This window comes from Vibrio casei, assembly GCF_002218025.2.
Taxonomy (GTDB): Bacteria; Pseudomonadota; Gammaproteobacteria; order Enterobacterales; family Vibrionaceae; genus Vibrio; species Vibrio casei.
Map to the genome: position 1 here is coordinate 414,121 of NZ_AP018681.1, position 14,029 is coordinate 428,149.

The window sequence follows — 14,029 nt, forward strand, 5'->3', positions numbered from 1 at the left end:
AACCGGTTGGGAACTCAAAAAAGTAATAAGACTGAAAGGGGAGCGATAATAAATGGCCGTATATAAACTTCGCAGCCATTTTTTAACATTATACTAATGCCTCGTGAACCTCTGAATTTGTAGCCTCAGCTTGTGTCGTATGGCGTTGACGACAGTGAGCAAGATAAAATAGTGTCGGGACTAAATAGAAAGATAATAATGTGGTTAGCACTGTACCGCCTGCAATCGCTATAGCGAAAGGTGGCCAGAAGCCGCCACCGGCTAAAATCAATGGAATAAATCCGCCCACAGTGGTAATGGTCGTAGAGGTGATGTGTCTTCCGCAAGATAAAACACCACGTACGATGGCCGATTTATCCGCATGACAGGCAGCCTCGTCTTGTTTCAATTCGGCTAAGATGACGATGGCAGCATTCACGGCTAAGCCGACCACACCGAGTAGCCCTATAATGACGGTAAAGCCAAATGGGTAGTTAAAAATATAAATAGACAGTAGCCCTAATCCTGCCGATAAAAATCCGACTAAGAAAATGATGCCACTGAGTTTGAAAGAGTTAAACGATAATACCACCACAATAAACATTAAAGTAAATACCATTAATAAGTTTGACATTAATTTGTTGACGGAGTCATTGCGTTCTGATGATTCACCACCAATTTCTACCCAATAGTTAGAGGGCAAACTCTTAATGTATTCATTGAGCTTAGGAGTGAAGATATTTAGGGCGGCTTGCGGTATCACGCCAGCTTGAACAAAGCCTTCAATGGTATTAAGTCTTAAGCCATTAAGGTGTGGGATCTCCCCGAGGGTCGGGACTAAACTTAATTCCGCTAGTGATGAAAAACTGATGCCAATATCTTGGCCTTGCATCGGAAAGTAGAGGTTTTTAAGCTGAGACATATTGCCTCTTTCTGAGTCATTAACCCGTACTTTAATCGGTAATGACTCGGTGCCATCAATATACGATCCTTGTTCTATTCCTGTGAGGGAGGCGTTTAATACTTGGGCAATTCCTCGTAAGGTGAAGCCTTGTATATCAGCTTCTTCTTGAATATTGGCTTTTATTTTTGGTGCACCAGCCAATAAGGTTTCCTTAGTGTGGGTAACAAATGGCGTTTTAACCATCAACAAGCGAATATCTTCCCCATATTGTTTCAATTTCTCTAAATCTGGACCAAATATTCTGACCTCAATCGGTGCATTAAAAGGGGGGCCTTGTTCTAGCTTTTTTACTAATATTTGTGCTTGTGGAAAAGCTTGGTTAACTTGCTCTTGCAGTTTAGGAATTAAACGATTGGCAGACTGATAATCACTGACCTTTACCATAGCTTGAGCAAAATTCGGTGTATTAACTTTTCCAACGACCATGTTGTAATAAAAAGCAGGAAAGTTTTTCCCAATCATCCAATTAACTTGTTCAATTTCTGGATTCTTTTTTAATAATTGGCTAACGTCTTTAACCGTATCTTGTGTTGCGTAAATGGTTGATTGTGGCGGCATGTATAGCTGTATTTCGAACATGTCCCTATCAGCGGGTGGGAAGAACTGCATCGTGAGTTGATTCATAAAATAGAATCCGGAAAGCGGTAAAATCAACATAAGTGATACGGTTTTGAATGGTGAGGCGAGCGCTGAATGTATGGTGTTTGAAAACCAACGACTAAGTAATGGGGCTCTAATCCCGACATGATACCATTTATAGTGAGCTTGCTTATTTGATGGTGTGGTGTTTTTGGGGAAAAATCGTCCCGCTAAGCTAGCAATAATGGTATGGGCGATAACATAAGAGCTAAGCAGTGAAAAAGAAACGGTTATTGCTATGGCACCAACAAATTCACCTGTCGCACCGGGCATTAAAAAGATCGGAGCAAATGCTAGTATGGTGGTCAGCGTAGATCCTAATAATGGCACCCATAAGTTTTTTATCGCTTTATAAGAAGCTTGCAACGGAGCCATACCTTTTTGTCGATAAGTTTGTATGGTATCGACCATGACAATCGTGTTATCGACCATGATGCCTAACGCGACGATCAAACCTGTGACCGACATCTGATTGATGGGAATACCGGTAAAATTCATCATCGCAAGAGTAGAAAGCGTGGTAAGAGGTAAGGATATAGCAACAATGGCTGCACCTCGCCAACCCAGAGTAAACAACAACACAAAAAGAATAAGGCTAAGACCAAGTAACATACTTTTTACTAGGTTTGTTAAACGATCTTCAGTGTAGTGTTGTTGGCTAAACAGCTGTGTAAGTTTAATGTTACTTGGTAATGATTGTTCAAACTGGTTGAGCTTTTCATTAATATTATTGGTCCATAAATCGACACGCCATTCAGGTTGCATACGAATCGCTACTATGATGCCGGGTTTTCCATTGATTAAAGCAATATTGGAACTTGGATGACGAGCTTGATGTTTAACTGTTGCAATGTCCCCTAAACGAGTAATTTCTCCATTTTTCGTGATATTAATAGGGAAAGCTCGCAGGGTATTAAGAGAATCAGTGGCCGTGTTTAATTCCACAGAGAAACGGTGCTGCTGATTAAAGAGTTCTCCGGCCGAGTTTTTGGCATCACCACCTTGAATTTGATTACTCAAACTGAGCGCTGATCCTTTTAATAAACTGATGTCAGATGAATGAATGCTGATCAAAATTTCTTCATCGGGGTTGCCATATTCATCAATAAATTCAGTACCAGCAACATTGCGCATTTGCATGGTTAATTCTTTCGCATAGCGGTTGAGCGTTAATAAATTGTCAGGGCTGCCGTGTTCCCACGTTAATGCGGTAAGAATGGTGAATGCATAAGTATGATCGCTACTGAAAGTGGGTTCTTCTGCGCCTTGTGGTAATACTCTTGATGCATCATCGAGTTTATCTCTTACCTTTGACCAAACCGGCTCTGGCTTGGTGACATTATCGTGAAGTTCAAGTGTGATGATAGACACACCATCTTTCGATACTGAAGATATTTCTTTAACTTCACTGACTTCCCTTAGTGCGGATTCAACGGGCTCGGTCACTAATATTTCGACTCGTTGAGCGGTTGCCCCTGGAAAAATGATGCTCACATTAGCAAAGCGATTACTAATGATAGGGTCTTCAATACGAGGAAGCGAATAGAGTGCGGCGATTCCTGCTACGATCAGTAATGCAATCAACAAAATCAATAGACGAGAGTTTCTTAAGATACTTTTCATTATCGACCTACCACTGATGTTGAAAGGGTTTTCTCTAATGATGTTTTAATGAACATCTCCTGTTTTGATGACTCATTGTTTTTAATTTCTTGAACTGTGGGATGATTAAGGCTTGGAGGGGACGGTTTTAAATCGATGTCTTCTGAAAGGGCTGAAATACGTTGACCCGGAACAATACGGTGTAACCCTTGGGTAACAAAGGCTTCATTATGACTAATCGCCCCACGGATATAAGCATGATGGCTATTGGCATAAACGAGGTCAACACTGCGTCGTTCGGTACTGAGTTGGTCTTTTTGTTGAGTCACAACATAAATATTCCATGTGCCTCTTATTCCATTTGTTAATGCCGATAGTGGAACCCAAAATCCATTAGATTGCTGGGGGTCTTGAAAGTTAAGATAACCTAGCTGTCCGTTTATCCAATCTTGATCCTCCGGTAATGCAAAACGTAAATTAACGGTTCTTGATAGATTATCGACCTGAGTACCAGAATTAATACGCTTTATTAAGTAAAGTTGACTGCCTATTTCAACTTCAAATTGATCTTGTTGTGTTAATTGAGGAAGGTATTTTGTTGGAATACCAACGTGTAACTCCGGTTTTTCATCCGAAAGTAGCGTTAGGGTCGGCGTGCTAACATTGACAATATCACCAAGAGAAATGAATCGTTGACTGATCAGACCTGAATATGGAGCCGTTAAAACGGATTTTTTTTGTTCTAATAAATTGGCTTTAAGGGTTTCATGGAGCTCTTGCGTGCTGGCTTTTAATACACCAATTTGACTGATAAGATCATCAATATTAGCATCGGCACTAAAGCCTTTATCCTTTAGGTAAGCTTGGCGTTTCAACTTTTTGTTGGCAAGATCAAGTTCAGCTTTAATTTTACTTTGTTGTGCTTGAATTTGTTTTTGTCTGCTTTGCAGCATATCAATGTCAAGTTTGATCAGAATTTGATCTTTTTTAACTTGTTCACCGACTTGGACGAGAATATTGGCAATCTTCCCGCTGCGTTCAAAACCTAAATTAGCCTGTTGGTTGGCGGTCACTAAACCAATGAATCGATGGGATATATTATAGCTTTCTTCTTGTTGTAAAAGAGCCACGGATACCGCCATTGGTGGGTTTGTGTTAGTTAGCTCTGATTGTGAATTTGAGAGTGTTGATCCAGCAGAGGGGCTATCTGGATACTCACTCTCTGTACAGGCAAAGAGCATGATCAAACTAAGAGTGATGACTAATATTGGAGTATGATATTTCATATTCTGTTTTCCTTAACAGGTAACCTTTGCCTAATATTTGAACTAAAAATTTCAAGTATTTTGGGATACGAAGAAGCACTACGATAAAAATAGAGCTCAATGTTGACGACGTCAACATGATTGGCTAGGTTATTTTGTAACCATGACGTAACATTTTGTGATAATGCACGGTTTAGTTGCGGTTATTTAGTACAAGAATAAGTAAGGAATAAAAATTGGGCACTCTTGGAGAAAAACAAAATGAAGTGAAAAATAATGCAAGTTACCATCATGGAGACTTGCGTTCCGAGATCATTCGTGTGGGAGTGGAAAAGTTAAAATCAGATGGAATTCAAGCGATTACATTACGTGGGATTGCAACAGAATTAGGTGTTTCTCGCACGGCTCCATATCGACATTTTCAAGATAAACACTCTTTACTTTGTGCTATTGCGAGTGAAGGTTATAAACGTTTTACACAAAAGCTGAAGCAAGCCAGTGATTATTACCCAGATTCTCAATCTCAAGAAAAATTACAAGCAGCCGGTAGGGCTTATTACGAGTTTGCTGCGCAATACCCTGAATATTATAAATTGATGTTTAGCTTATCTGGTTTGCAATATTCCTCTGGTTCAGAGCTTGAGCAGCGTTCACAAGAATCGTTTCAATTACTTTGCGATTTATTGCTGTTATGTCAAAAAGAAGGAGTAGTAAAAACAGAAGATGTCATGTTGCAAGCGCATTTTGTATGGGCATCGTTACATGGTTATTGCAGCTTGATTTTTGATCAAGAGTGTCGGCACGTTCAGTCCTTGATTGATGCGCAAACCTATTTTCTAACGAAGATTATTACAGCAATAAAGTAAAATTACCCCTTTATCATCGTTGGAGTTACGGTAGGTAGTTTCAGCTAACGATAAAAATGAATTTATTGATAGGGTAATGTTTTCATTAAATCGGCATATTTTAATTTTATATTGAGTGCCTTAATCGTTTGATTTGCACTGATTACCTTGCTTTTCTCGCCATTATCTATAAATTCTGGCGGTAGTAGTCCAATACGTTTTGCCATTCCACGGTAATATTCAGAGCGAGAAGGGTGAGTCGGTGCCGCTAAATGTAATATCTTTTGAGATGGCCAATGATTAACAATTGAATGGATAGCGGTAATCACATCATCTTGATGGATAAGATTGACCGGTGTTAAGCCATTTTCTAAAGGGAGCAGGGTAGATTCAAAACGTTTAACAATATGTTTTACTGGGTGACGATCACGGCCAATTAGGCCGGCTAAGCGCAGAACAACCAAGTTTTCTTGCCATTCTTCCTTTAACCATTGTTCAATCCAAACATGAGCATGACCTGATTCGGTATTGGGTGCAGTTGAGGTTTCTTCCGTCACTTCTCCCATACAGTCAGCGTAAACGCTGGTGGTACTAATAAAGATGATTTTTTCTCCACCAAATCGTTTTGCCATGTGTGATAGGTTTTGAATTTTTTGCTTAAATACTTCGGCGCTATTGGTGCTCCGCCCGGGTGGAACATTTATGACAAGTACATTGAATTGAAAAAAAGAAGCGAGATTTGAAGTATTGCTTTCAATGAGTAAATCAAGGTTAATAGGCAAAGAAAGTGCGACGCCATTAATGCCTTCTTTTAGTAAAGCTTGCACATCATCAGGGGATTGCTTACTGCCGAAAACTGAGAACTTGTTCTGAACAAATGACTTTGCTAAAGGTAAGCCTAACCATCCGCAGCCACAAATGCTGATTTGTTGTTGATTCATATTACGTTCTCATAGAAATTGAAAGGTACAATATTTCGATCAGATACCCAAGTCACTCCACACTAACAAAGCCCGTTATATAAAGAAAGCGGCGATGATTGATATTTAAGAAGAGAACTATGGCTAATACGCTCAATGATTTTGCGGTAAAAATACTGATTGATAGTGAATTATTTGAAAAGCAGTTGGCATGTAAGGAGTTACTTTATGATTTTAATCATTCTCGTCCAACCGAGATCCAATTGCGTAAAAGTATATTAAAAAAACTACTTAATAATTATCAAAATACATATATAGAGCCACCATTTATATGTGATATGGGGGAAAACTTTACCATCGGAAAAGGCGGTTTTATTAACTATGGCTTAACGGTATTAGACATTGCACCAGTAACCATTGGAGATTATGTTCTCATTGCACCAAATGTGCAGCTTTGCGCAGCAAGTCATCCTAATATTTTGCATGAGCGTATAGAACCTTTTGCCTGTGGTGATCCGATTTCCATTGGTGATTGTGTATGGATTGGGGCTGGTACTATTGTGCTAGGGGGCGTTACGATTGGAAGCAATAGTATTATTGGTGCCGGCAGTGTGGTAACTAAAGATCTTCCGGATAATGTTATTGCTGTGGGGAATCCCTGCAAAGTGCTTAAAACTATTGAGCATGGTGAAATGCCAACTCAAGCGGATGTGGATGCAATAATAGAGAAATATGGCCTAGAAGGGTGGGATTAATTGAATAAAAAAAACGGGGTGAAACTGACTTTAATTAGAGGTTTACCTGGCTCTGGAAAATCAACTTTCGCAAAGGTTCTCGCAAAGAAAACGGATGCGGTCCACTTCGAAACGGATATGTATTTTGTTGATGATTCTGGTGAATATCGATTTGCTCCAAATCATTTAGAGAAGGCGCATCAATGGTGTCAGCAGCAGACTTATCATGCTTTATTACAAGGCAAGAGTGTTATTGTGTCGAATACTTTTGTTCGTTACTGGGAAATGAAGGCCTATAAAGAGATGGCTAATAAACTGAATGTTAAGTTAGAGATTCAAGTGTGTAGAGGTAATTATGGCAGTATTCATGATATTGAGCCGAGTACGATCATAAAAATGAAATCCAAATGGCAAAATTAACGCTATAGCATCGTTCATTTCCATTTCTATGACATGAACAAAAAAGCACGCGGAATTCAGCGTGCTTTCAAAATAAGGAAGATTCAAATATCATTATTCGGTTTTAGTGACTAAATAATGGTTTAACATTTCTTCGTAGCTTTCAACGCTTTGTGCCCCTGTGAGGCCTTGTTCATTATTAAACACAACCGTTGGTACACCAGAAATGCCCATTTCGCGCCATTGCCCCTCAATCACATCGACTTTGTCATGTTCTGAAGAGTCGTTTAAGTAAGCCAACATCTCTGCGGTTTCTAGACCAATACTTTCACCGATATCTAATAACACCTCAGTATCTGAAATGTTTTTTCCTTCGGTAAAATAGGCAGTGAAAAAAGCGAGTTTTAATTGAGTTTGTAAGCCAATAGAGTGGGCGTAATCAAGAAGAATATGACATTGACGAGTATTATAAATTCGGGATTCATCATTAAAATTAAAGTCGAAACCAACGGATTTGCCCAGTTCAACGAGTCGTTGACGGTTTTGTTCACTTTCTTCCTTAGAAGATCCGTATTTTCTGGCGATGTGGTCACGTAGGTTTTCACCTTCAGGTGGCATATCTGGATTTAATTCAAATGGATACCATTCTACATCTATTTGATTTTGCCAGTTATTTTTTAAAACGGCTTCTTTAAGGTGTTTAATTCCAATGACACACCAAGGGCACACTACATCTGAAATGATGTCTATTTTTAGTTTTCTATCGGACATACTGCATCCTTGCCATTTTACGAAAGTAAGGCAAGTATTATGGAAGTTGAATATGTCGTGTCAATAGAAAAGGGTAACTAAATATAAAGTTCTTGCTTTCCTACGGCTTTAAGACCCGCTAGGACAAAGGTATAGAGTTGGTTAACAAGTTGATGTTGTGGAATTTTTTGTAATGGTTGAAGCGGTGTGAGTTGATTGCGACCAGTGACGATCAACATTAAATAAGGTGCCATGCTACTGATTAAGCAAGGTAATAATGTTGGAGAATCTATTGGGATCCCTGAAACCTCGCTTAAAATAGATTTAATTAATTGAATCTTGGGTAAAACTTCATTATCTAATAACGTTGCGAAATTAGAGGTAGGGGAAAGTATTTCTCGTGACAGTACTTGAATTTGCCAACGATGCTCTTCAAATGCATGGCTATAAATAATTTCCATTAGTTTTAACAGTTTTTCATCTGCCGTTATTGTGAGTTGATGAATCGCCGTTAAATCTTCTAGACGTATAATGCTGCGATGTGCTTCGGCTAAAACACATTGATATAAACCATTTCTGTTTTTGAAATGATAATTGATAGACGCTAAATCGACTTGTGCAGCATGGGCAATACTTTTATTGGTAGTTTCAGAAAAGCCATTAGCGGCAAACAATAGACCTGAGGTTGTGAGTATTTTTTGACGAGTCATGTCTCCATCGGTACGGCTTGATACTTTTCGATTCATATTTGTTGTCTACTTATCTTGCTTGATTATTATTCAACCTTAGGCTACTTTAAGTTTAAATTCAATTTAAACTTTATTGTTTTAAATATGCTTTTTGAATTCAGTGATTGAAAAAGTAGGGGCATTACGATGGAGAAAAAGATGAAATGCATGAGTAAAATATGGATTGTATTCTTTGTTGGTCTATTGCCAGCTTGTACGCCGGAAGGCCAACAAGCATTGGGGGTATTGGAACGAGATCGTGTTTCTTTAACCGCAACGTCTAATGAGATTATTCAAGCTCTTCCTATAAAAGAAGGAAGCGAAGTAAAGCAAGGCGAAGTGCTTGTCCAGTTTGATGCCAGTAAACAGCAAGCAGCATTAGAAAAATCAATTGCTGACCAAGATAAAGCAAAGGCAGCATTAGAAAAACTACTGAATGGTGAGCGTATTGAAGATGTAGAAGCGGCGAGAGCCAATTTAAATAATGCACAAGCCAAACGTATTGATGCGCAAAAAAGTTATCAGCGTATGGCCCAATTAGTGAAAAAGAAACTTGCTTCACCATCGGAGCTTGATAATGCATTAGCCGAAAGAGATGCAGCAATCGCATCAGTGAATGCGTATCAACAAACGTGGAAAAAACTGTCATCGGGTGCTCGCCAAGAAGATATTGATGAGGCAAAAGCCACATTATTATCCGCGCAAGCGAACGTAAAGTTACAACAGTATTACGTTAACGAATTGACAGTGATCGCAACTCGATCGGGGCTTCTCGATTCTTTGCCTTATAACCAAGGAGAGCGAGTGCCAGTGAATGGTGTTGTAGCGATTATTCAAACCGATTCAGTTCCTTATGCTCGGGTTTATGTGCCAGAACCTTTTCGTGCACGTATTACCGTCGGTAAGAAGCTTAAAGTACATGTTGATGGTATTGATGAAACGTTTTCTGGTCAAATTCGTTGGGTGTCGGTTGACCCAGCATTTACGCCTTATAACAATATGAGTGAACAAGATCGTTCTCGTTTAGTGTATTTAACGGAAATTGATTTACCTACCTCGGCGCAAAGACTTCCAGCAGGCATACCGGTACAAGTTGATCTGGAGTCTTTATGAGTGAATTTGCGATTCAAGCCACCAATATATCTAAGAAATTTGGTGGTTTTACGGCAATAGATGACCTTACGTTGCGGATTAAAAAGGGCAGTATTTATGGATTCTTAGGCCCCAATGGGTGTGGCAAATCAACCACTATTCGTGTTCTGACAGGTTTGTTAACACCAACGGATGGCGACATTCAGGTTCTAGGTTATCAAATGCCGCAAGATGCCGATAAGCTGAGATTGAAAATTGGTTACATGACGCAAAAGTTTTCACTTTATGAAGATTTAACCGTGGAAGAAAACTTGATCTTTATGGGCAATATTTTCGGTATGGGAAAAGGCGAGTTAAAAACAAGATGTGAAGCTCAGCTCATGACTTATGGTTTAGATAAGCTTCGGAAACAATTGGTGAGCGGGATGAGTGGTGGGCAAAAACAGCGCCTTTCTCTTGCAGCGGCAACGATGAATCAACCAGAATTGCTTTTCTTAGATGAACCGACTTCAGCCGTTGATCCTGAGAATCGCCGTGATTTTTGGGAAAAGTTATTTGATTTATCAGAGCAAGGCACCACTATTCTAGTTACGACACATTATATGGATGAAGCGGAGCGTTGCCATCGGTTAGCGATTATGGAATCAGGCCAATTACGAGCAGACGATGAGCCTGAAGTATTAATGGCTAATATGGGCGTGAATATTGTTGAAATTAAAGCAGATGGGTTACGCAGTTTAAAATCTAAATTAACTTCGTATGAAGAAGTCCGTTCGACGGCTCAGCTTGGTGTTCGTTTAAGGGTATTGATTAAGCACTCTATTAAACAGCCAATTGAGTGGCTACAAACACAATTTCCTGAATTACGAGGTGCAGAATTAACCATGGCGCGTCCTACACTGGAAGATGTGTTTGTAAGTGTAACCGGAGAAGGGCGCCAATGAAAAGTTTGCATCGAATTCAAGCGATCATCTTTAAAGAAGTGCGTCAGTTATCGCGTGATCGTTTAACTTTCTCCATGATTGTGATGATCCCATTGGTGCAGTTAATACTCTTTGGGTATGCGATTAATACCAATATTCGTCATATTCCGGTGGGCTTGGTTAATCAAAGCCAAACGCAGATGAGTCGAGCATTAACGGAAACCATCCGTGCGACTCAAGTCGTCAATTTTAAATACCAGTATCAAACGCCAGAACAAGCTAAATACGCTATTCAAGCTGGAGAGATCCGAGCGGCTTTGGTGATTCCCGAGGATATGGCTCAACGTTTTGTCCAGAAGCGGCCATTGGGTCAATGGATGGTCGATGGTACGGACAGCATCATTGGAGCTGCCATTGCGGGGCTACAAAACACACCATTTACTGTTTTTCCTAAACTCGTGAATAGTCCTGTTGAGGCAAATATGGTTCAAAACACTTTTGATGTGACTTTATTCTATAATCCGGCGAAACGTTCATCGGTTAACATTGTACCGGGATTACTCGGTGTGATTTTGAGTATGACTATGGTGTTGTTTACCAGCATTGCCATTGTGCGCGAAAGGGAGCGTGGGAATTTAGAATTATTAATCACGACTCCCGTGAGTTCGTTAGAATTAATGATCGCAAAAATTATTCCCTATATTTTTGTTGGTTTGTTGCAAGTATTGATTGTTTTAGGCTTAGGACATTTTCTCTTTGATGTGCCGATCAATGGTGCGATTTCTCAAATATTTCTTGGGTCGCTGCTATTTATTTCCGCTAGCTTAACGTTAGGGTTATTGATCTCAACGATTGCACAAACACAGCTTCAAGCGATGCAAATGACGATGTTCGTTTTATTGCCATCGATTTTATTATCTGGATTCATGTTTCCTTATGAAGGTATGCCCGTGGTAGCTCAGTGGATATCCGAACTTTTACCTGCTACTCATTTTATGCGTTTAATTCGTGGGGTGGTGCTACGTTCTGCCGATTTAGTTGATTTATGGCACGACACTTTATGGTTAGCGGCTTTCACTGTGATAGGGGTGATTATTGCTTCTAAACGATTCAAAAAATCACTCGATTAATTCATAAGCTTAAGATTTACAAAACTCGGTTTTTAACCAGTCCCTCAGTGCTAAAACTTGTTTGTTTTTTAAATTTGCTTTTGGTGTCGCGAAGTAGAATTGCTGATGAGGGTTCTTCACTGCATCCCCAATGGGTACAAGCATGCCGTGTTTTATATCATCGCGAACATATTGTTTATGAGTAACAAAAATGCCTAAATGACGAATGGCGGCTTGGGTGGCTTGAATTGAAATACTAAAGGTTAAATTTTTATGCTGGTTTGGCAAAGTAAAGTTGTAAGCGTCACACCATATCTGCCAGTCATTTTGTCTACGTGGGTTATTAACAAAAATAGCCGGATAAGTGTAAAGTAATTGTTCTGGTGTAATTGTTTTTTTATTCTTTAGTTCTTTTAACAGACGTTCATGTAAGATCGGGCTGCACACCAAGATTAATTCATCATCTCCTAATTTTTCACAATGACTGTGTGTGGTTTGCAATGGTTTCCCATGAATAATTGCGACATCAATACCATCTCGCTCAAAATTAAATTCAGTGGCTAAATTTGAAATCCGAACGTCAATTTCAGGTGCAATGGTTTGAAATTCGGAGACACGAGGTATCCACCAATGCAATGCCATCGAATTGACCATGTTCACCGTTAAATAGTTTAAGGCACTTTCTTTAGCTTGTATTTCTTGGGTTGCTTGAATAATTTCCGTTATCGCTGGGGAGACACGGCGATAATAGTGGCTGCCTGGTGCATTCAATTCTACTCGCCGACCAATGCGATTGAATAATGGCAAATTAAGTTGGGATTCTAATGATTTGATCGCTTGGCTAATAGCTGAATGACTCACATTTAACTTAGCCGCAGCTTCAACCATGCTGCCTGTTTCAGCAACAGTAATAAAAGCATAAATGGACTTTAAGGGTAGGCGGTCATTCATTATGTTTTCTCATTCCTATATGTTAGTTTTTCTTACATGTTTGTGCAGTATTATTCGCTTTTTTATTGTTGATATTCAAGTTAAATTTGCGCCAGTTGTTGATGTGACTCACAAAAAATTTCCGACAAACATCAAAATTTTGCCATGAGTGATATGTGTTTTTAATGATAGGAGAGCAATATTGAGCAGTTTGCGCCCAACCCTTTTTATGCTGATTTCAACCTTTACCTTAGCCATGAATGGGTTTATTTCAAAAATTCTAACGGATTACTTTTCTACTGAAATAATGGTGTTTTTACGCATCAGTTTACCGGCGGTGGTGATGCTATCATTAGCTGCAATGATCGACTGGCGAATGCCAACCAAGGCTGCGTGGAAAACGTTTGCTACACGAGGGGTGTTTATTGTGTGCTGCCAAGCGTGTTTTCTGGTGGCATTAACTCAGTTAACGCTAATTGAAGCGGTAGTACTATTTAGTACGGGGCCTTTGTTTATTCCATTAATTGAACGGGTCATTTTCAAAACACGCATTCATTGGATTGTGTGGCCTACTTTCATACTGATGTTTACCGGGATGATAATACAAAATATTCAGGCGGATGGATTTGTGTGGCGCCCGGCGCTATTGATTGGATTGGGTGCAGGCGTGTTTAATGCGTGCTCTCAAGTAACGTTATTCAGGGCTAGTCAGATAAAGTTACCAGTTTTGGTTATTAACGGTTGGTGTTTTGCCATTGCTTCATTGATACTTTTACCCGTAGTAACGGGATTGATGGATGACGAAAAAGCCATAACAACACTGCATAGTTTAAGCAACACGGAACATTACATTCCCATCTTCATTATTTTTTTAGGTATATCGACCACGTTAACTCAATTCTTTCGCTCGAAAGCCTATCGGCTTGCCAATTCTAATTCTGAAGTCGCACCATTGATTTATACTAACCTTGTGTTTGCCCTTATGTTCCAAGTTATTTTCTTTGATTCTCATATGACGGTTCATCAAATCCTTGGGACAACATTAATTGTACTTGCAACTTTAATGAATACGTTTGGTCGGGGTTGGTTACAAAGTTGGCAAGCTCGTAAAACCGTCGCAGTGCACCACTAACTTGGTGCCTCTTAACGG

Annotated in this window: 13 protein-coding genes; 7 read left to right on the forward strand and 6 right to left on the reverse strand. The window is 39.5% G+C overall.

The genetic code is table 11. The annotated features are described in order from the left end of the window. Nucleotides 1-88: 88 nt before the first annotated feature. Nucleotides 89-3,205: an efflux RND transporter permease subunit gene (locus VCASEI_RS14790; protein WP_086961302.1), complete on the reverse strand. Its 3,117-nt coding sequence runs from the start codon at nucleotides 3,203-3,205 to the stop codon at nucleotides 89-91. Then, entirely contained in the window at nucleotides 3,205-4,470 is a 1,266-nt protein-coding gene (locus VCASEI_RS14795) for an efflux RND transporter periplasmic adaptor subunit (RefSeq protein WP_086961304.1), read from the reverse strand. Before VCASEI_RS14795 ends, VCASEI_RS14790 begins: the two co-directional genes overlap by 1 nt. Before the next feature lie 215 nt (nucleotides 4,471-4,685). On the opposite strand from VCASEI_RS14795, the gene VCASEI_RS14800 reads away from it, so the two are divergent. Next, nucleotides 4,686-5,315, forward strand: coding sequence for a TetR/AcrR family transcriptional regulator (locus tag VCASEI_RS14800; protein ID WP_086961306.1), 630 nt, complete (start codon nucleotides 4,686-4,688; stop codon nucleotides 5,313-5,315). Nucleotides 5,316-5,377: 62 nt separating this feature from the next. Here VCASEI_RS14800 and VCASEI_RS14805 read toward each other — a convergent pair whose 3' ends face one another. Next, on the reverse strand, nucleotides 5,378-6,235 hold the full coding sequence (locus VCASEI_RS14805; RefSeq protein WP_086961308.1) for an NAD-dependent epimerase/dehydratase family protein: 858 nt from the start codon (nucleotides 6,233-6,235) through the stop codon (nucleotides 5,378-5,380). A 119-nt stretch (nucleotides 6,236-6,354) separates the two neighbouring features. Here VCASEI_RS14805 and VCASEI_RS14810 point away from each other — a divergent pair, with 119 nt between their 5' ends. Next, the gene (locus tag VCASEI_RS14810) at nucleotides 6,355-6,969 is read left to right on the forward strand and encodes a sugar O-acetyltransferase (protein WP_086961310.1); all 615 of its coding nucleotides are present in this window, start codon (nucleotides 6,355-6,357) and stop codon (nucleotides 6,967-6,969) included. Between the two features lie 18 nt (nucleotides 6,970-6,987). Then, nucleotides 6,988-7,368, forward strand: coding sequence for an AAA family ATPase (locus tag VCASEI_RS14815; RefSeq protein ID WP_086961381.1), 381 nt, complete (start codon nucleotides 6,988-6,990; stop codon nucleotides 7,366-7,368). A 93-nt stretch (nucleotides 7,369-7,461) separates the two neighbouring features. Here VCASEI_RS14815 and VCASEI_RS14820 read toward each other — a convergent pair whose 3' ends face one another. Both VCASEI_RS14820 and VCASEI_RS14825 read right to left on the reverse strand, forming a co-directional pair. Beyond that, the gene (locus VCASEI_RS14820; protein ID WP_086961312.1) at nucleotides 7,462-8,118 is read right to left on the reverse strand and encodes a DsbA family oxidoreductase; all 657 of its coding nucleotides are present in this window, start codon (nucleotides 8,116-8,118) and stop codon (nucleotides 7,462-7,464) included. A gap of 77 nt (nucleotides 8,119-8,195) precedes the next feature. Next, nucleotides 8,196-8,843 carry a TetR/AcrR family transcriptional regulator gene (locus VCASEI_RS14825; protein ID WP_089110494.1) on the reverse strand — a complete coding sequence of 216 codons (648 nt, stop codon included), beginning with the start codon at nucleotides 8,841-8,843 and terminating at the stop codon, nucleotides 8,196-8,198. A 150-nt stretch (nucleotides 8,844-8,993) separates the two neighbouring features. Here VCASEI_RS14825 and VCASEI_RS14830 point away from each other — a divergent pair, with 150 nt between their 5' ends. The 3 genes from VCASEI_RS14830 to VCASEI_RS14840 are packed head-to-tail and all read left to right on the forward strand — an operon-like array spanning nucleotide 8,994 to nucleotide 11,970. Next, entirely contained in the window at nucleotides 8,994-9,938 is a 945-nt protein-coding gene (locus VCASEI_RS14830) for an HlyD family secretion protein (RefSeq protein WP_086961383.1), read from the forward strand. Further along, nucleotides 9,935-10,861, forward strand: a complete 927-nt coding sequence (locus VCASEI_RS14835) for an ABC transporter ATP-binding protein (RefSeq protein ID WP_086961316.1) — start codon at nucleotides 9,935-9,937, stop codon at nucleotides 10,859-10,861. The genes VCASEI_RS14830 and VCASEI_RS14835 overlap by 4 nt, the downstream gene beginning before the upstream one ends. Beyond that, the gene (locus tag VCASEI_RS14840) at nucleotides 10,858-11,970 is read left to right on the forward strand and encodes an ABC transporter permease (protein WP_086961318.1); all 1,113 of its coding nucleotides are present in this window, start codon (nucleotides 10,858-10,860) and stop codon (nucleotides 11,968-11,970) included. Before VCASEI_RS14835 ends, VCASEI_RS14840 begins: the two co-directional genes overlap by 4 nt. A 9-nt stretch (nucleotides 11,971-11,979) precedes the next feature. Here the strand turns inward: VCASEI_RS14840 and VCASEI_RS14845 are convergent, their stop codons facing one another. After that, nucleotides 11,980-12,900, reverse strand: coding sequence for a LysR substrate-binding domain-containing protein (locus VCASEI_RS14845; protein WP_086961320.1), 921 nt, complete (start codon nucleotides 12,898-12,900; stop codon nucleotides 11,980-11,982). A gap of 181 nt (nucleotides 12,901-13,081) precedes the next feature. On the opposite strand from VCASEI_RS14845, the gene VCASEI_RS14850 reads away from it, so the two are divergent. Continuing rightward, nucleotides 13,082-14,011 (forward strand): DMT family transporter, encoded by a 930-nt coding sequence (locus tag VCASEI_RS14850; RefSeq protein WP_197709607.1) that lies wholly within the window; start codon nucleotides 13,082-13,084, stop codon nucleotides 14,009-14,011. The last annotated feature ends 18 nt before the right edge of the window (nucleotides 14,012-14,029 follow it).